Raw genomic sequence first — 17,887 nt, 5'->3', positions numbered from 1 at the left:
AGAATAAAGCTCCTTCCGTTCTTACCAACTAATTGTCGTAACTGGTGCTTGTAATGCTTCTATATAAAAGTCGTCTTCTAAATAGAGCATAGTCAGAGATAAGCCTTGCATTTCAAGCGAGGTCATTAAATTACCTATTTTATAATAGTCGATAGTTAAATTTTGTTCTTTCATTAAGGTATAAACATCATTGGTGAATACGTATTGTTCCATTAATGGTGTTCCCCCAAGTCCATTAACCATTATGGCAAAGTTTTTTTCTTCTTTTTCACCAAATTCATCCGTTAATTTTGTCAGCAATTCTTCTGCAAGATCGCGTGAACTTTGAAGTTTTTCTCTGCGATATCCGGGTTCACCGTGAATACCAACTCCGTACTCAATTTCATCATCACCTAGAATAAAGCTAGGTTGTTTACTTCCTGGTGTCGTAACGCCTGTTAGAGCTAATCCAATTGATTTAATATTAGGAACGAGTTTATCTGCCAACTCTTTTATCTCTGCAATGGACTGTCCTTGTTGCGCAGCGTACCCTAATATTTTATGGACAAATAGCGTTCCTGCTACACCTCTTTTGCCTTGCGTGTATAAACTGTCTTCAACAGCTACATCATCATCAACAACAACACTGGCTACTTCTATTCCTTCCATTTCAGCTAATTCTTGAGCCATTTCAAAATTCATAATATCTCCAGAATAATTTTTAATAACTAAGAAAACTCCTGCGCCTTCCTCAGCCACTTTAATTGCTTCTAAAATTTGATCTGGAGTTGGAGAAGTAAATACTTCCCCACAGACGGCTGCAGATAACATTCCTTCACCAACAAATCCGGCATGAGCAGGTTCATGTCCACTCCCACCACCAGAAATAACGGCTACTTTTCCGGTTTTTTCTGCTTTACGCTGAATAACACCCGTTTCTGGAACTCTTTGGATTAATTCAGAATGAGAGACAATCATCCCTTTTAGCATCTCATCGACAATGTTTGTTGGATCATTTACAATTTTTTTCATTAATTTCCATCCTTTGATTGAAATTTTTTATTTCATTGATTTACGTTTTCTATAATCACGTCCAAATGCATCCGCAGCAATAATAGCTTGTGCAACACTATCAGGCGTTACTTCAAATGGCATGGCATGAATGGACTCTTCTGGTATACATGCTTTCGTTGCTACTTTGAGAATGTCCTCATATTTTACTTCTTTAACGTCCAAGTCTTCTAGGGATACTGGTAACCCAACAGATAAACTGAAATCTAATAGTGCTTCAATCTCATCCATCGGTGCATTTTCAAGAACAAGCTGTACAAAGGTTGTAAAAGCTACTTGTTCACCATGGTAATAGTTGTGCGGACCATCTAAAACAGTCAATCCATTATAAATAGCATGCGAAGCTGCTAAACCACCCGATTCAAAACCGAGACCAGATAATAGAGTATTTGCTTCAACAATATCTTCTAAAGCAGGTGACACCACATTATTGTCACAAGCCAGTTTAGCGCTATACCCACTCTCCATGACGGTGTCGTAACAAGCTTTAGCCAGTGTAATCGCAGCAATACTTCCTTTAGCTGGTGCAGTTTCTCCAGTATGGAAGCCATTTGGTAATCCGGCGTTTACATTTGAATTAGAGCGACGTGTCGCACGTGCTTCATAATAAGTAGCAAGTGCATCACCCATACCGGCAACTAAGAAGCGCGACGGTGCTTGCGCAATAACAGTGGTATCCATTAAGACTACGCTTGGATTTTGAATAAAATAGGCATAATCATCAAATTGGTGATCTTCGGTGTAAAGAACTGCAGAATGGCTAGTTGGTGCATCCGTAGCGGCAATTGTTGGGCATACAATCAAATGGTGTCCGTTTGCGACTGTTTTTGATGTATCAATCGCTTTACCACCACCAAGACCAACAATTGTGTCAGTTCCTTTTTCTTTAGCTAGTTTTTTAAGACGCTCCACTTCATTGCGTGTTGCTTCTCCGCCAAAATCTGCTAAATGTAACGTTACCCCAAAACGTTCTGCTGTTTCATCTAATTTATCTTGGACACGTTTGATATCATCTGGATTTCCAATAACTAACGCAGAGTCACCAAACGTTTTTATGTAAAAACCTAAGTTTAATAGTTCATTCTCACCTTGCACATACTTTGTTGGACTAATAAATGCTCTTCTCATTCTTTATTCCTCCTTTTATAAATAAAACGCTTTCTTGAATCTAAACCAAGCTTAATTGGTAAGCGTTATCAATTCAACAGACAAAAGACCATAAATGTCCGCTTCATTTTAATTTTTCTATCCCGTATACTTAAAGGGCGAAAGAGAATGGATAGGAATATATGGTCGAAGGAGCCAAATTACTATGGACCGACAAAATGAAACAAAAGAATTAATCGCCTCTTCTTTTAAATATCTCGTTTGTAACAAGCCGATTGATAAAATATCGATAACAGATATAATGAACCAAGCAAATTTTCGGCGTCAAACTTTTTATGACTATTTTGATGATAAATACGACCTTGTTACTTGGATTTTTTTATACGAAATAACCGAATTAACGCGCTCGAGTTTTCATTGGGAAAATTGGGAACAAGTGCTATTTCTTTTATTAAACTATTTAGAAAAAAACAAAAAATACTATAAAAAATTATTTTTAAATGTAAAATTAGATTCTTTTAAAGACTATTTTACTTACACGCTAAAACAAGGAGTTCAGCATCTCGCAGATGAATATTTTGAACAAAATAACCAAATTATTGAACAAGTAGAAATGACGGAGATAACCATTAATTTTTATGCTTATGGTCTCTCCCAATTACTTCATGAATGGGTTCTAGGTGGGTGTCTCCCGCCTAGTGATGCCTATCATAAATTATTAACCCAAGTTATCCATAATAGTAGTCATTTTTAATGAAAAGATGAGGAGTGTTGGCTTATGGCCGAATATATTTTATCAATCGATCAAGGAACAACGGTAACACGAGCATTTATCATTGATCGCCAAGGAAATTATATTAGTACAGCGTCCCAGAGTTTTGAACAAAAAACCCCCCAAGCAGGATGGATTGAACAAGATCCTAATGCTATTTGGCAATCCGTTCGCGCTGTCATTTTGAAAGTCATTACCCGCTCTGGACTTTCTTACCATCAAATTAAAGCGCTAGGAATCACCAACCAACGAGAAACCACAATTATCTGGGATCGAAAAACAGGGGAACCTATTTATAATGCAATCGTTTGGAGCTCGAATCAATCACTCGCAATCATTAATGAACTAAAAAAAGAAGATTTAGAAAATTATATCCACGAAAACACTGGATTAGTCTTAAGTCCTTATTTTTCTGCTAGCAAAATACGGTGGATTCTTGACTATCATCCTGATTTTCAAAAACGGGCTGAACGTGGTGAATTGGCATTTGGTACCGTTGATAGTTGGTTAATTTGGAAGTTAACCAATGGACAACAACATGCTACAGACCATACAAATGCTTCCCGAACCATGCTATTTAATATTCATACCTTGAAATGGGATGATTACTTGCTTAACACTTTTAATATCCCTAAGGAAATATTGCCAGACGTTTATCCTAGTTCTCATCTATACGCTTTAACAAGCGCAGATCTTTTTAACGGTGCTCGTATTCCCATTGCTGGTGTTGCTGGTAATCAACAAGCGACCTTGTTCGGTCAATTAGCATTTCAATCTGGTCAAGTAAAGAGCACCTATGGTCAAGGAACCTTTATAGTCATGAACACCGGTTTTGAACCAAAGTTTTCCAAACATAAATTACTTACTACGATTGGATATTCCATTGGCGATAACATTACTTATGCGCTTGAGGGATCTGCACTTATCTCTGGGAGTGCCATTGAATGGCTAAAAGACGGGTTAAATTTATTTGAATCAATGGAAGAATCCGAGTCTCTCGCTCTTCGTGCAACCAAGAGCTCTGACGTTTACGTCGTTCCTGCTTTTCGAGGTATCGGAGCCCCTTATTGGGATTCAAATGTACGAGGTGCTGTTCTAGGTATCGATGAAACGACTAGTCGTAGCGAATTGATCCGAGCAACATTAGAATCACTCGCTTACCAAGTAAGTGATGTTATCACGCTAATGGAGTCTGATACTAATATTACCGTTGATATTCTGCATGTTGACGGTGGCGCTGCTCAAAATAACCTTTTAATACAGTATCAAGCCGATATTCTTGGGAAAACAGTCAAACGTGTTGAGCGATTAGAAACGACTGGATTAGGAGCTGCCTATCTTGCAGGTCTAGCAGTTGGCTATTGGACTAATTTGAATGAGTTAACGGCGCTGGTCTCTGAAAATGAACAGTTTGAGCCAAATTTCAGCTCTGAAGAACGTCGCCTCAAGTTACATGGTTGGCATAGTGCAATTAAAGCCATTCGTTATTATGCGGGCCTCATAAATCGTTAACATACTATCACTTCTTATCAATAGAGAAAGTACTTTATATATAATGAAATAAAAGAAATTACTTTCATTAAATGGTACTTCTCTCTTTATTTTTGTCTTTTTTTAAAAATACTTTCTATTTTATTATTTTTGTAGAAATTAGTTTCATCATCGGTTATACTCTGTGTAAGCGCTACAAGAAAAGGAGTTGGTTGTAAGATGAATCCATGTGAACAGCTGAAAGGAAACCTTGTTGTTTCTTGTCAGGCACTGGAAGATGAACCACTACATTCTTCATTTATTATGGGAAGAATGGCACTTGCTGCTAAACAAGGTGGAGCAGCTGGTATTCGTGCAAATTCAGTTGCAGATATTATTGAAATTAAAAAAATGGTCGATTTACCAGTAATTGGTATTATCAAAAGAGATTATGATGGTAGTGACGTTTTTATTACCGCTACTATGAAGGAAATTGATGAGTTGATGGAAGCTAAACCAGAAATTATTGCTTTGGATGCAACCGCTTCCCTTCGACCAACTGGTGAAACGCTTGAAGAGTTTTACTATGCGATCCGTAGGAAGTACCCAGATATTCTATTAATGGCAGACTGCTCTACCTTTGAAGAAATGGTGAAAGCGGATACGCTTGGTTTCGACTTCATTGGAACCACTTTAGTTGGCTATACCAAACAAAGCAAAGAAAATAAAATTGAAGCAGATGACTTTGCCCTTTTACAAAAAGCAGTTAAAACGCTTCAAAATCCGGTTATTGCAGAAGGTAATATCAATACACCAGAAAAAGTAAAACGTGTTTTAGAAATTGGTGTGTACAGTGTGGTGGTTGGTTCCGCTATTACCCGCCCTCAACTTATTACAGAACGATTCGTCGCTGCAACAAAATAAAAAATTATTCTACTAAGGAGGGGATTGTTAGCAACTAATTTAGTTTGTTCGTTATTCAAAAGGTATTTAGAAATTATCAAATATATTAACTCTCATTTTTACTATAACAAGGAGGAATTTTACTAATGAGTACTTCTGGATTTACTACCATTGACTTTGCCATTTTAGTTGTTTATTTGCTTTTAGTTTTGTTTGCTGGCCTTTTCTTTTCTAAGAAAGATATGGAAGGAAAAGAATTTTTCAAAGGGGACGGTTCTATCCCTTGGTACGTTACTTCTGTTTCAATATTTGCCACACTCCTGAGTCCTATTTCATTTTTAACACTCGCAGGTAACTCTTTTGCGGGAAGCTGGATGTTGTGGTTTGCACAACTTGGGATGATTGTAGCGATTCCGATTACTATGAAGTTCTTCTTGCCAATCTATGCTAAATTAGATATTGATACCGCATATGATTACCTAGAGCGTCGCTTCGATTCAAAAGGTCTTCGTGTTATTGGATCTTTGATGTTTATCATTTTCCAATTAGGTAGAATGTCCATTATTATGTATCTTCCATCCGTTGCGCTTGCAACACTTACTGGTATCAGTGTTAACATTTTAATCATCGTTATGGGTGTTATTGCGATTATCTACTCTTATACCGGCGGGATTAAATCCGTATTATGGACAGACTTTATCCAAGGTGTGGTACTTTTAATCGGTGTAACAATTTCTTTATTCTTTTTAGCAAGAGACATCAACGGTGGATTTGGTGAAATTTTCAGTGCATTAGGAGACAATAAGTTTTTAGCTGGAGACGAAGCAATTTTCGACCCTAACATTTTAAAAACATCTGTCTTTATGATGATTGTGGGAGCAGGGTTTAATACCTTATCTTCTTACATCTCTTCACAAGATATTGTTCAACGTTTTACAACAACAACAGATACAAAAAAATTAAATAAAATGATGATTACCAATGGTTTGCTTTCCATTTTTATTGCAACCGCTTTTTACTTAATAGGTACTGGTCTTTATGTTTACTATAAAGTACAAAACCCTAATGACCCTGGTTCTTCCATTGCACAAGACCAAATTTATGCATACTTCATTGCTTATCGCCTTCCAGTAGGTATGACAGGGGTATTACTAGCCGCTATTTACGCCGCTTCTCAATCTACTTTGTCAACCGGATTGAATTCTGTCGCAACTTCGTGGACTTTAGATATTCAAGAAGTTATTACAAAAGATATGGATGATAAAGCAAAAACTGCTTTAGCTCGTGCTATTTCTTTAGGTGTTGGTATCTTCGCTATCGTGATCTCAATTATTATGGCGCATTCTGATATTAAATCTGCTTATGAATTCTTCAACGGCTTTATGGGATTAATCCTTGGTGTTCTAGGTGGAACATTCGCTTTAGGTATCTTTACCAAAAAAGGAAACAAACATGGTGCTTATGCAGCTTTAATCGCTTCGGCACTTGTAATGGTCTTTATTAAATATGGCTTACCTTCCGAAGCTGTTAGCATTTGGTCTTACTCATTAATTTCTATTTCTGTATCGCTACTTGTTGGTTATCCTGTTTCACTATTATCACCAATCAAAACAGAAGCACCAAAATTTACAACCGTTTCAGATATTAAAGAAATTAAAGAAGATCCAACCAATCCAATTAGATAATTAAAAGGAGAATGAAAATGGAATTAATCAGTTTAACTTCTCAAAATTCTAAATATACAACACTTGCCCAACAAAAAGTTATCGATTATTTGAAAGATCATGACTTAGCTTCTATGGAAAAAGGCTCCCATCCCATCGATGGTGATAATTTCTATGTGAACGTTATTGAATACGAAACAACAGATCCAGAAAACCGTATCTGGGAAGCACATAAAGACTATTTAGATATTCATGTTGTTGCAAGTGGAGTTGAACGTATTTACCATAGTTTTATTGAAAATATGACTACCGGTGATTACCATAAAGAAGACGATTACCTTGAAATAGATGGCGTAAAGGAAAATACAATTGATTTGTCACCTAACCAACTCTTAGTTTTTTACCCTGAAGATACTCATAAGACAGGCGTAAAAACCGAGCAACCTGTAACGGTCAAAAAAGGCGTCTTTAAACTAAAACTCTAGTACCCTATACATTTTCGAGAATGGAGACGAAGCCTGGCTTTGTCTCTATTCTTATACATCCACTAAAAGCTTGACAATATGATAGACTAAAAAAATCTATAAACGAGGGAATTACCATGTCGGAGTATAAAATCAGTATTATTCCTTATATTGAATCAATGGTTACGCACTTTACACCTCTAGAAAAAAAAATTGCCCAATATTTTATCGAAAAACCTAAAATGTCTGAAGATTTATCATCTAAAGCCGTTTCAAAACGCCTCTATGTTTCGGAAGCTTCTTTGACGCGCTTTGCTAAAAAATGTGGTTTTTCAGGATACCGCGAGTTTATCTATAAATATGAGCAGGCATTGACAGAGACAAAACCCTTGTCTTCTAATCTAATGGTAAATGTTTTTGAGAGTTACCAAGAATTATTAAATAAAAGTTATTCCATTATTGATCAAAATAAAATATCTCGCATTATCGACTTGTTTTTATCGCAAAAAAGGGTTTATATTTATGGTAAAGGAAGCTCAGGTTTAGTTGCTGAGGAAATGAAATTTCGGTTTATGCGGATTGGACTTGTTTGTGAAGCAATTACAGATAACCATGTCATGCAGATGAATCAAGTTATTCTTGACGAAGATTGTCTGGTCATTGGTATATCCATTAGTGGACAAACATCTGAAGTTTTAACTGGATTAAAAATGGCAAAAAAAAGAGGCGCTAAAACCATTCTATTAACAGCCAATCAAACGGACCAAGAAGCTGTTCATTGTGACGAAGTTCTACTTTTTGCAATAAAGGACAACCTCAGCACTGGGAATATTATTTCTCCGCAATTCCCTATTTTAATTATGGTTGATATTATTTATGCTTTTTTTATGGAAACAAATCGCGAGTATCGACAAGAAATTTGGCAGGACACCTTTAAGGCAATCCAAAGAGAAGAATAAGTAATGTTTCAAGGAAAGGAGCAGGTATAATGAAAATTTTAGCTTTAGATATTGGTGGAACGGCTATCAAGTATGGTGTCTTTGATTCTACAACTACTAAGATTGGAAATGTTTTAGAGAAAGAAACACCTCGGTCAGAAACGACCAACTATATTATGGAGACCGTTATTAAAATTGTTAAAGAAGTAAAAGAAACACATGATATCCAAGGGATTGCTGTTTCTACTGCTGGCGTTGTTGACCCTCAAACTGGACACATTGTCTTTGCAGGTCCAACAATTCCTAACTATACAAATACGGCCATCAAACAAACTATTGAAGAGACCTTTCATATCCCTTGTGAAGTCGAAAATGATGTTAACTGTGCGGCTTTAGGAGAATGGTGGCAAGGAGCAGGACAAGGAAGCGAGTCGCTTGTTTGTGTCACGATTGGTACTGGTGTAGGTGGCGCAGTTATTCTAAACGGCGCGTTATGGCACGGGTCGGCCTTTTCAGCAGGTGAAATTGGCTATCTTCCTATCTCAAATGGCAAAGCATTACAAGACGAAGCTTCTGCTACTGCATTAGTGGCTGCTTACAGTGATTTAAGCGGAATTCCACGTGAAGATTTGAATGGTAAAATAATTTTTGAACATGCGAAAGCTGGAGAAGAAAAAGCAATTAAAGCAATTGATAACATGCTGACCGCTTTAAACCAAGGGCTATTAGCAGTAACCTATCTTATTTCACCGGATACCATTATTATCGGTGGTGGTGTGGCTGTACAAAAAGAATATTTAGAAGAAAAGATTGCTTCAAAGTTGAAAAAGGGATTAGTTTCAACCCGCATGTTGCCAGAAGAAATAAAATGTGCAGAACTTGGTAATTCAGCAGGTATGCTTGGAGCTGTTTATCATTTCCAGCAAAAACAACACTGATATTCTAAAACATTTAATAAAGGAGCCGGACAAAACAGTCTAGCTCCTTTATTCTATCCAACAATCATCTTGAATAAATTCATTATCTGCCTCCATTAACTTTTCGGTACGACTTATATGATTATCTACATTTTCAACTTGAGACCATTTTCCTTGCCAATCTACCTGAATAGAACGGATATCGGCTATATTAATCCAGCAATTGGTCAATTTAATTTTTCCATCTGGTAAATAACCAAGAAACAAACCTCTTACAGTATCTGTTTGTCTCCCCCACTCATCTTTTTGGTTCAGTTGGACGATGAGGGGGTATTTAGTATGATATGCGGTTATGAGAGCTTGATTTATTTCTTCAGGATTCATTTGAGGTAATTGCTTCAGGTCTTTTACAGCTTCCGCTTTATTTTCTTCAATTCCCACTACTAATTCATCCATTGCGTAAGCAGTCATCCATTTCATCATGCCACGATCATGGTAGTCATTGTAATCAGAAAAAATTTTACCGGTTCTTCTCCGCATTTTCCTCACCTTCTTCCAATCCACCCATTCCGCCTGCGTGTCCACCTACAAGCGATGTTCTCGCGATTGCTCGGCCGCCTTCTAGTAAACTATTAGCTCGAACGAGTGCTTTAAATCCATATTTTTTACGTACAAGATCCACAATCTGATCAAGCTTGGTATCTTTTTCATCTTGATTGGGATCTGCAAATAAATCTAACTGGGTTGCACGACTGTAGATAAGATTCCCACTATTGACACTAATTGTACGAATTATCTGATTCGTATATTTTTCTTCGAAAATGGTTAAGAGATGGTGACTAATTTCCTTAGAAGAGTGCGTGGGCGGTACTTTTAGTTGCTGATGACTATTCGTTTTTCCTTTTTCATCGATGTACCCTTTGCTATAACCCAGTCCTAAACTAAGCACTTGTGCTTTTGCACCTGCTTTTCGTAAACGTGTCGCTATTTGATCAGCCATTTCTCGAATGACAATTTCTAATTCCGATCGGTCACTATAGTCACGGTCTAACACCTGACTGTTACCGATTGATTTAGAGCTAGGCTTAATCGTATCTCCTAAAAAACTGCGGTCAATCCCCCAGCTATGTGCCAGAAGTTGAGCCCCTAAAATACCTAGATGTTCCTTTAATTCATAAAAATTAGCTTGTGCTAAGTCTGAAATAGAAAAAATCCCTATATTATTGAGTCTTTTAGCAGTACGCCTACCAATCCCCCAAAAATCAGTCATTTCTGGTATTTTCCAAACGGTTTCAGGAACATCTTGGTAACGCCATTGGGCAATTCGTTGAGGCGTTTTTTTTGCAGCATTATCCAAGGCTAATTTAGCTAAAAGAGGATTATCACCAATGCCAATAACGGTATAAATGCCTGTTTGCTTATAAACATCATCTTGAATCGTACGGGCCATCTCCCACGCAGTATCATGTCCAAATAGACGTAAAGAACCTGTCACATCCAAAAAACTTTCATCAACCGAGTAAACATGGTGGTTGTCTTTGTCCGCATAGGTTTGGTAAATGGCATTAATTTCTTTATTTTTCTGCATATAAAGCTGCATTTGTGGGGGTACAATTACCAAATCTTCCGGATACGGAAAGGGTAAATCGCGCGCACGACTCACATTCGAAATATGGTAGGCCTTTTTTGCTTGAGGGGAAGAAGCTAATATTAAACCACTCCCTCTTTGACTGGTGTCTTGAGAAGGATAAGACATGACGACGAGTTTGGCTTCTAAAGGATCTAACCCCCTCTCCACACATTCCACACTGGCATAAAAAGATTTACAATCAATACAGAGAACATCACGACTTGGTTCTCGGTTATAATCAAAAATCAACTCTGTCTCATACATCTGAATCACCTCATCTCTATTATAAGAACATACGTTCCCTTTTGTAAAGCGAATTCTTATTTTTTACGAAAAAAAAAAACGATTGGAGAAATTTCTCCAATCGCCAACCATCCATTTAGTTAAAAAGTTCGCCTTCCCATTCCCATTGATCGAAATAGGCCATATCTTCTTCATCGATTTTAAAATCAAAAATAGCAGCATTTTCTTTAATACGGTCTTTATGAACCGATTTAGTCAATGGTATGAAGTCCTTTTGTAAGCTATAACGTAATAAAAGTTGCGCTAGAGATTTTTGGTATTTTTCAGTCATTGAAACAACTGCTTCATCATCTAGCATTTGTGACAGGGGTGATAACGGTGACCATGCTTGGATGACCATACCCGCTTCCCGACTCATTGCTACTGTTTCTTTTTGAGCAATGCCTGGATGTAAACGAAGTTGGTTCACCATTGGCTTGATGCGGCAATTTGCCAGTAAATTTTTCAAATGTTTTGTTTTGAAGTTGCTGAGACCAATCGCTTTGATTTTACCAGCCTCATATGCCTCTTCAAGTGCACGCCACGTTTCAATATTGCTCTCTTGCCAGTCTTCCATGTGTCCTTCCACTTCTGGCCAATGAATTAAAAATAGATCCATGTAGTCGGTTCCAAGACGCTCTAACGAGTCATCAATAGCTTTTTTAGCTCTTTCATACCCATGATTAGGATTATCCAGCTTACTGGTTAAGAAAATATCTTTGCGAGGGACATGACTTAAACGTATCCCTTCTCCTACTAGTTCCTCATTTCCGTACATCTGCGCTGTATCGATGTGACGATAACCGGTCTCTAAAGCCGTTTTTACACCATCAATACATTCTTGTGGATCGGTATTTTGCCACGTTCCGTACCCTAGGACAGGAATTAACTGTCCATTTGACAATGTTTTTAATTTACTCACTTCATCACTCCTTAAATTATTGAAGATTTCTACTCTATTTTACCATAAGCTTCATTAAGATACATTCCTTATACTTGTACCCGCTTTCATTTGTGTTATACTATGAATAGATTGTAATGATTATAAACAAAAATTTAAGGAGGAGTATAAGATGGCAATTGATGAAAAAGATTATGGTAAAAAACCTCATGTAGTAAACATTGAAGATTTAACTAAGGATAACAATCATTACCGAACAACTATTTGGACGGGTGAAAAACTCCAAGTAACTGTCATGAGCATCCAACCAAATGATGATATTGGTCTAGAGGTCCATCATGGCATTGACCAATTTATTCGGATTGAGGAAGGAAAGGGCTTCTGTCAAATGGGTCCTACTGAAGACAATTTAGACTTTGAACGTCAAGTGGGAGATGATGATGCGGTTTTTGTACCAGCGGATATGTGGCATAATATTACTAATACAGGTGACAAGCCACTGAAATTATATACTATTTATGCAGGTCCAGATCATTTAAAAGGAACCGTTCACCCTACTCATCAGGATGCCAAGGACGATCCAAACGAACATTAATTTAAAAAAGAGGCTGGGACAAAACCTAGCTAAAAAGCAGCCCGGAAGTTTTTCTTCCGGGCTGCTTTGTTATTGGTATAAAAAAAGAAAGCCACCTAGTATAATGTAAATAACGACAAATACATTCAGGAGGGGCTTTCTTATGTATAAAAAATATAACACAAACCAAACCACTTTACCATTGGAATTATCCGCTTTGCTTCCCCAAGACCATCTTGTTTTTGTTATCGATGAATTTATTGAATCGTTAGATTGGTCTGCCTATCCTTTATTCGAGGCTTCCGAAGGAAGGCCTGGTTATCATCCGCGTTTGCTTATCAAGGCTTTGTTATTCGCCTACTCGGAAGGTATCTTCTCGGGACGGAAAATGGAAAAGATGATGTTGGAGAACATCGCTATGATGTGGTTGGTAAGCCAAGAAACGATTTCCTACCGTACAATCAACCGGTTTCGGTCATCACTGTTTTGCCAAAATCTGTTACCGGAATTGTTTGCGGAATTTGCAGCGAAACTGAAGACAGAAAATATGGTCACGATGGAAACCCTCTTCGTTGATGGCACGAAAATTGAAGCAAATGCCAATAAGTTTTCTTTTGTCTGGAAAAAGGCCATTGAGAGATACAAAGCTTCCCTTAAAGAAAAGGCGATGCAGTACTTTAAGGAAGAAATTCAACCATTGGTTGACCAAGCCATGCAGATTGATGATTCTGATGAACTGTCCACCGCTGAGTTGGAAGAAATTGCCACTATCATTGAGCAAGAAATTCAAGACCTGTCTAGTGACATCGAGGCGAATCCAGTTAAAGGGAAAAACCCTAAAAAGCAAAGACGACGGACGCTAAAGAAACACTTGCGTAAATTGGTCAATGACTTTATTCCACGTAAGAAAAAATATGCGGCGTATGAAGAAGTTTTTGAGGATCGGAACAGCTTCTCAAAAACGGATACCGACGCTACGTTTATGCGAATGAAAGATGACTATATGCAAAATGGACAACTTAAGGCAGGATACAATATTCAAATTGGTACTGAAAACCAATTCGCTTTGGCCGTCGGGGTGTTTCCTAATCCTACGGATACGCGGACACTCATCCCTTTTGTAGATTCCTTGACCATTTTACCGAAGACCATTGTAGCTGATGCTGGATATGGCAGTGAGGAAAACCTGGATTACTTGGACCAAATTGATGTGGAACACCTTATCAAATATAATGCGTTTGATAAAGAACAAAAGCGTAGTTATAAATCATCAGATAAAAACAGAAAAAATTGGGAGTATGTGGTGGAAGAAAATTATTTTGTCCATCCGGATGGTACGAAATATTATTTCAGCCATATCAGCCGCAAGAAGAACACGAGTGGTTTCGTTCAGATAATCCATGTATATAAACCGACTAATCCGGAAGAAGCCCCCCAAAAATCATTTAACTATAATTGGCACTATGAGGAATTAAAAGAACAAGAAACGAGTAAGCTTTTATCGCCCGAAAGGTCTCGGATTTTTGCACAACGCAAAATCGATGTTGAGCCTGTTTTTGGCCAGATAAAGGCTAATTTGGGTTTCACTCGATTCCATTTACGTGGAAAAGAAAAGGTAAAAGTTGATATTGAATTGGCCTTGATGGCCAATAACTTGAGAAAATATAATCTAAGGAAGGCTAGTTAACAGAATTACGCGACTTTTTAATACAAAACCAAAAAGATGATTGAGTTTTTGAACTCATTCATCTTTTTGGTTAGCTGAGATATTTTGTCCCAGCCTCTTTTTTAAGTAAATTTCATCGCAAATTGGTGAGTGCGACTTTCGCTAACAGCTAGACTGTTTATTCCTCTTTTATCACTAAGTGCGCCCACAGGACCATACTCGTCTGCTACACCATGGAAAGGCTCTACACAGACAAAAGGTGCTTCTACTCCTTCTTCTGTCCATAAACACAAATAAGGGAAGTCTCCCATCTCAAGACTGATACTATGCTTTGACTTAGTTGAGGTTAATGTTGCTTGTTTAACGAACCCCTGTGTATCCATCACAAGACCTGCCCCAAATAAATCACGATTGATTGGAATGGCCCCCTCATTTAAGACATCAAGTGGTAATTTACGTCCACTTAGGTAGGGAGGGGGATCCATTTCAAAATAATCTAGTTTTTCTGGAACGGGTGAGAGCTGAAGCTGATAATCTTCAAACACTCCTTCCCCATTAATCGGCAAATGAAAAGCGGGATGCCCCCCTAATGAATAAGGCATTTCTTCATCCGAATTGTTTTCTACTTGGTAGGAGACCATTAACTGATTTCCCTCTAATTGATAGGTAATTTTTAATTGAAACTTGTAAGGATAACGCTCTAACGTTTCTGTATTCTCTTGTAAAGAAAATGTGACCGTTTGGTTAGAGACATCGACTACTTCAAAATCTAAGTCCCGTGCAAAACCGTGTTGATTCATTTCATAAACTTTCCCTGCCTTTAGGTACTTATTCTCGTTTAATCTACCTACAATTGGGAAAAGGTTAGGCGCTTGCTTTGACCAATAGCCTTCAGCTCCTTGCCACAGGTAATCAAAGCCTTCTTGTTTGTGGATAATATTTCGCAACTCTGCCCCTTTTTTGGCAATGGCTACTTTTAAATAATCATTTTCTAAGACTGTTAACATATGATCCGCCTCATTTCTTAGTGTTTATTAAATTATACACTAAATTAACTTTATTATAATTTTAAAAGCGTTCTTTTTGACACCGTGTTGATTAATTAGTATGATTATATTGTAGAAATAATAACAAATAGGAGAATGTAAAATGGAAAAAGTACCGGAAACAAAGATCAAATTGACCGATGTGAAGGAACTGCTCAGCAAAGGATACAATCTTTTAGGTGAGCTTCGTGAGGATGTCGATGCTCCAGTTGTAAAAGCCAAGTTCTTAACGCAAGAAATTATTGCAATTTATGGAGAAGCAGCAGCACGAAAATTTTATGATCCAACAAATTTCAAACGTGGGGGTGCAATGCCAAAACCTATCTTAAGAACTTTATTTGGCGAAGATGGCGTTCAAACACTCGATGGTAAAGAACACCATCACCGTAAGAACTACTTTATGGATTTAATGACCCCTGAGCGTATGGAAGACTACCGTGAGATATTGGACCGTCATTTATCAGAAGAATTAGATAGACAGCATGGTGAAATTGAATTGTTTGATTTAGCTAATCATGTTTTATTTAACGCTATTTGCGAATGGTCTGGTATTAATTTAGAGCACTATGATTCTGAAAAAGTATCAAGCCTTGCTGAAAATCAAATCTCTATGATAAGTGGCGCTATCACTTCTCCAACTGATCACTTAAAAGGAGTAAAAGACCGTAATGAATCGGAAGAATGGGCACAAGAACTAATTAAAGAAGCACGTAAAAATCCTGTGCCTGGAAAAGAACATTTGGCTTTATACACTTTTGCAAATGCGACTGATCTTGAAGGTGAGTTATTACCATTAGAAGTTGCTGCTGTAGAGTTATTAAATATTATTCGGCCAACTGTTGCCTTAACAGTTTGGATGGCTTTAATGGGTCATGCTCTTTTCTCTGAAAATGGTGTTTACGATGAATTGAAGGCTGATTTTGACACCTTACAAGATCCGTTCATTCAAGAGATGCGTCGTTACTACCCATTCTTCCCGATGCTACCAGCAATTGCTGTCGATGATGTAGAGGTAGATGGCTATCATATTCCTAAAGATAGCTGGGTTGTCTTAGACCTTTATGGAACGAATCATGATGCACGTACCGTAGATCATCCAGAAAAATTTGATTTGAAACGCTATGTCGGCCGAGCAAAAGATCTTTCATATGAAGAGGAGTATGAAATGATTGCTCAAGGTGGCGGGAAATTTAGAGAAATGCACCGTTGTGCTGGTGAGTGGATTACCCTCCATAGCATGCGTGTCTTCTCAAACCAATTAGTAAATAAATATAACTTTACTATTCCTGAACAAGATTGGACAGTTCCAATGGACAAAATTCCAACTTACCCAAACAGTAAATCACTTTTATTCAAAGAATAATAACTTCCTTTACGGAAAATACGGCTAGGACAATTGTCCAGCCGTATTTTTTATACAATTTATTTATTATTTTAGAATTTTTCTGGTAGAATGGTGGTCACTTGATTCACCACAACCTATAGTTATCTTTTAAGAAGGAGAATAAAACGATGCATATACATCCGATGTGGGACGAACTTCCCGATATAAATAAGCAATTATCCGAGTGTATTCTGCTTATTAAAGAAAAGACAACCATAGAGAATAAAGCAATCCAAGATACCATCTTTCAACTTCTAGATAGTGGTGGTAAACTCTTGCGTCCAGCCTATTTTCTCCTTTTTTCAAAATTAGGTGATATTAAAAAACAAAATCATCAGCAATTGATTGCTGCCGCTGCTTCAACGGAAGTCTTACACTTAGCGACCCTCATCCATGATGATATTATCGATGATTCTGTCACTAGAAGAGGTTTCGAAACTGTACAGTCACAGTATGGCAAAGATGTAGCCGTCTATGCGGGAGATTTATTACTTTCCGTTTATTTCGACTTACTAGCAGATGCAACAGAATCAACCGAAGCCATTAAATTGAATGCGCTCTCTATGAAAAGACTGCTATTAGGGGAACTCGAACAGAAGGCAAACACTTATAATATTGATATTACCTTCCGACAGTACTTACGAAGTGTCAAAGGAAAAACAGCACAACTATTTGAATTAAGTTGCTTTGAAGGTGCTTATTGGGGGAAAACAAGCGCAGAGGTCATCAAAAAAAGCAGTCAGATTGGTCATCATATCGGAATTGCCTTTCAAATGTTAGATGATATCCTTGATTATTCTCAATCCAGCAATATTCTTGCCAAACCCGTATTAGAGGATGTCAAACAGGGGGTCTACTCACTCCCACTTATCCTAGCTCTTCAAGAAAACAAACAGGCTTTTATTCCGCTTTTATCGAAAAAAACAGAAATGACTCCGGCTGATATAGATCAGGTTGTTTCTTTAATTGAGCATTACCAAGGTCTCAAAAAAGCACATGAAATTGCTGCCTACTACACAAAAAAAGCCTTAGAAATCATTTCACAACTTCCGGACTGTCCAGAAAAAGAAATCCTCTATCAGCTAACCCAAACACTACTAAACCGAAATTTTTGAAATA

17 protein-coding genes are annotated in these 17,887 nt (G+C 37.5%); 11 read left to right on the top strand and 6 right to left on the bottom strand.

Features of this window, described 5'->3' with window-relative positions:
- Positions 1 to 21: 21 nt before the first annotated feature.
- Together dhaK and BW727_RS09635 are read right to left on the bottom strand one after the other, a co-directional pair.
- Positions 22 to 1,011: a dihydroxyacetone kinase subunit DhaK gene (gene dhaK / locus BW727_RS09640; protein WP_062469739.1), complete on the bottom strand. Its 990-nt coding sequence runs from the start codon at positions 1,009 to 1,011 to the stop codon at positions 22 to 24.
- Between the two features lie 27 nt (positions 1,012 to 1,038).
- A complete protein-coding gene (locus tag BW727_RS09635) occupies positions 1,039 to 2,178 on the bottom strand; it encodes a glycerol dehydrogenase (RefSeq protein WP_062469742.1) in 1,140 nt (379 codons plus the stop codon).
- A 184-nt stretch (positions 2,179 to 2,362) separates the two neighbouring features.
- Here BW727_RS09635 and dhaS point away from each other — a divergent pair, with 184 nt between their 5' ends.
- From dhaS to BW727_RS09600, 7 genes are all read left to right on the top strand, one after another.
- Positions 2,363 to 2,911, top strand: a complete 549-nt coding sequence (gene dhaS, locus BW727_RS09630; protein WP_062469745.1) for a dihydroxyacetone kinase transcriptional activator DhaS — start codon at positions 2,363 to 2,365, stop codon at positions 2,909 to 2,911.
- A gap of 24 nt (positions 2,912 to 2,935) precedes the next feature.
- Positions 2,936 to 4,441, top strand: coding sequence for a glycerol kinase GlpK (gene glpK / locus BW727_RS09625; RefSeq protein WP_062469747.1), 1,506 nt, complete (start codon positions 2,936 to 2,938; stop codon positions 4,439 to 4,441).
- 198 nt (positions 4,442 to 4,639) lie between these two features.
- Positions 4,640 to 5,323: an N-acetylmannosamine-6-phosphate 2-epimerase gene (locus tag BW727_RS09620; RefSeq protein WP_062469750.1), complete on the top strand. Its 684-nt coding sequence runs from the start codon at positions 4,640 to 4,642 to the stop codon at positions 5,321 to 5,323.
- 125 nt (positions 5,324 to 5,448) lie between these two features.
- Complete coding sequence (locus tag BW727_RS09615; RefSeq protein WP_062469752.1) at positions 5,449 to 6,987, top strand: sodium:solute symporter family protein; 1,539 nt, start codon at positions 5,449 to 5,451, stop codon at positions 6,985 to 6,987.
- Positions 6,988 to 7,004: 17 nt separating this feature from the next.
- Positions 7,005 to 7,451, top strand: a complete 447-nt coding sequence (locus BW727_RS09610; RefSeq protein ID WP_062469755.1) for a NanQ anomerase/TabA/YiaL family protein — start codon at positions 7,005 to 7,007, stop codon at positions 7,449 to 7,451.
- Positions 7,452 to 7,567: 116 nt separating this feature from the next.
- Positions 7,568 to 8,389 carry a MurR/RpiR family transcriptional regulator gene (locus tag BW727_RS09605; protein WP_062469758.1) on the top strand — a complete coding sequence of 274 codons (822 nt, stop codon included), beginning with the start codon at positions 7,568 to 7,570 and terminating at the stop codon, positions 8,387 to 8,389.
- Between the two features lie 29 nt (positions 8,390 to 8,418).
- A complete protein-coding gene (locus BW727_RS09600; RefSeq protein ID WP_062469761.1) occupies positions 8,419 to 9,306 on the top strand; it encodes an ROK family protein in 888 nt (295 codons plus the stop codon).
- A 48-nt stretch (positions 9,307 to 9,354) separates the two neighbouring features.
- Here the strand turns inward: BW727_RS09600 and BW727_RS09595 are convergent, their stop codons facing one another.
- The 3 genes from BW727_RS09595 to BW727_RS09585 form a co-directional block, all read right to left on the bottom strand.
- The gene (locus tag BW727_RS09595; protein ID WP_062469764.1) at positions 9,355 to 9,825 is read right to left on the bottom strand and encodes a hypothetical protein; all 471 of its coding nucleotides are present in this window, start codon (positions 9,823 to 9,825) and stop codon (positions 9,355 to 9,357) included.
- On the bottom strand, positions 9,806 to 11,179 hold the full coding sequence (locus BW727_RS09590) for a Y-family DNA polymerase (protein WP_062469767.1): 1,374 nt from the start codon (positions 11,177 to 11,179) through the stop codon (positions 9,806 to 9,808). The genes BW727_RS09595 and BW727_RS09590 overlap by 20 nt, the downstream gene beginning before the upstream one ends.
- Before the next feature lie 115 nt (positions 11,180 to 11,294).
- Complete coding sequence (locus tag BW727_RS09585) at positions 11,295 to 12,119, bottom strand: aldo/keto reductase (protein ID WP_062469769.1); 825 nt, start codon at positions 12,117 to 12,119, stop codon at positions 11,295 to 11,297.
- A 151-nt stretch (positions 12,120 to 12,270) separates the two neighbouring features.
- Between BW727_RS09585 and BW727_RS09580 the strand changes: the two genes are divergently transcribed.
- Positions 12,271 to 12,693, top strand: a complete 423-nt coding sequence (locus tag BW727_RS09580) for a cupin domain-containing protein (RefSeq protein ID WP_062469771.1) — start codon at positions 12,271 to 12,273, stop codon at positions 12,691 to 12,693.
- Between the two features lie 142 nt (positions 12,694 to 12,835).
- A complete protein-coding gene (locus tag BW727_RS09575; protein WP_077795849.1) occupies positions 12,836 to 14,359 on the top strand; it encodes an IS1182 family transposase in 1,524 nt (507 codons plus the stop codon).
- A gap of 101 nt (positions 14,360 to 14,460) precedes the next feature.
- On the opposite strand, the gene BW727_RS09570 is transcribed toward BW727_RS09575, so the two are convergent.
- Positions 14,461 to 15,345 (bottom strand): aldose 1-epimerase family protein, encoded by an 885-nt coding sequence (locus BW727_RS09570; protein ID WP_062467752.1) that lies wholly within the window; start codon positions 15,343 to 15,345, stop codon positions 14,461 to 14,463.
- Between the two features lie 142 nt (positions 15,346 to 15,487).
- On the opposite strand from BW727_RS09570, the gene BW727_RS09565 reads away from it, so the two are divergent.
- Entirely contained in the window at positions 15,488 to 16,747 is a 1,260-nt protein-coding gene (locus BW727_RS09565) for a cytochrome P450 (RefSeq protein ID WP_062467753.1), read from the top strand.
- Between the two features lie 155 nt (positions 16,748 to 16,902).
- Positions 16,903 to 17,883, top strand: a complete 981-nt coding sequence (locus tag BW727_RS09560; RefSeq protein WP_418268865.1) for a polyprenyl synthetase family protein — start codon at positions 16,903 to 16,905, stop codon at positions 17,881 to 17,883.
- Positions 17,884 to 17,887: the final 4 nt, after the last annotated feature.

Origin of the sequence: Jeotgalibaca dankookensis (assembly GCF_002005405.1) — a bacterium.
Classification (GTDB): Bacteria; Bacillota; Bacilli; order Lactobacillales; family Aerococcaceae; genus Jeotgalibaca; species Jeotgalibaca dankookensis.
Note: the sequence above shows the minus strand (reverse complement) of the source record. Positions and strands in the feature narration are given on the sequence as shown.

Coding starts and splice junctions, on each gene's coding strand:
- dhaK (WP_062469739.1), bottom strand. CDS start 1,011: ATGAAAAAAATTGTAAATGATCCAACAAACATTGTCGATGAGATGCTA.
- BW727_RS09635 (WP_062469742.1), bottom strand. CDS start 2,178: ATGAGAAGAGCATTTATTAGTCCAACAAAGTATGTGCAAGGTGAGAAT.
- dhaS (WP_062469745.1), top strand. CDS start 2,363: ATGGACCGACAAAATGAAACAAAAGAATTAATCGCCTCTTCTTTTAAA.
- glpK (WP_062469747.1), top strand. CDS start 2,936: ATGGCCGAATATATTTTATCAATCGATCAAGGAACAACGGTAACACGA.
- BW727_RS09620 (WP_062469750.1), top strand. CDS start 4,640: ATGAATCCATGTGAACAGCTGAAAGGAAACCTTGTTGTTTCTTGTCAG.
- BW727_RS09615 (WP_062469752.1), top strand. CDS start 5,449: ATGAGTACTTCTGGATTTACTACCATTGACTTTGCCATTTTAGTTGTT.
- BW727_RS09610 (WP_062469755.1), top strand. CDS start 7,005: ATGGAATTAATCAGTTTAACTTCTCAAAATTCTAAATATACAACACTT.
- BW727_RS09605 (WP_062469758.1), top strand. CDS start 7,568: ATGTCGGAGTATAAAATCAGTATTATTCCTTATATTGAATCAATGGTT.
- BW727_RS09600 (WP_062469761.1), top strand. CDS start 8,419: ATGAAAATTTTAGCTTTAGATATTGGTGGAACGGCTATCAAGTATGGT.
- BW727_RS09595 (WP_062469764.1), bottom strand. CDS start 9,825: ATGCGGAGAAGAACCGGTAAAATTTTTTCTGATTACAATGACTACCAT.
- BW727_RS09590 (WP_062469767.1), bottom strand. CDS start 11,179: ATGTATGAGACAGAGTTGATTTTTGATTATAACCGAGAACCAAGTCGT.
- BW727_RS09580 (WP_062469771.1), top strand. CDS start 12,271: ATGGCAATTGATGAAAAAGATTATGGTAAAAAACCTCATGTAGTAAAC.
- BW727_RS09575 (WP_077795849.1), top strand. CDS start 12,836: ATGTATAAAAAATATAACACAAACCAAACCACTTTACCATTGGAATTA.
- BW727_RS09570 (WP_062467752.1), bottom strand. CDS start 15,345: ATGTTAACAGTCTTAGAAAATGATTATTTAAAAGTAGCCATTGCCAAA.
- BW727_RS09565 (WP_062467753.1), top strand. CDS start 15,488: ATGGAAAAAGTACCGGAAACAAAGATCAAATTGACCGATGTGAAGGAA.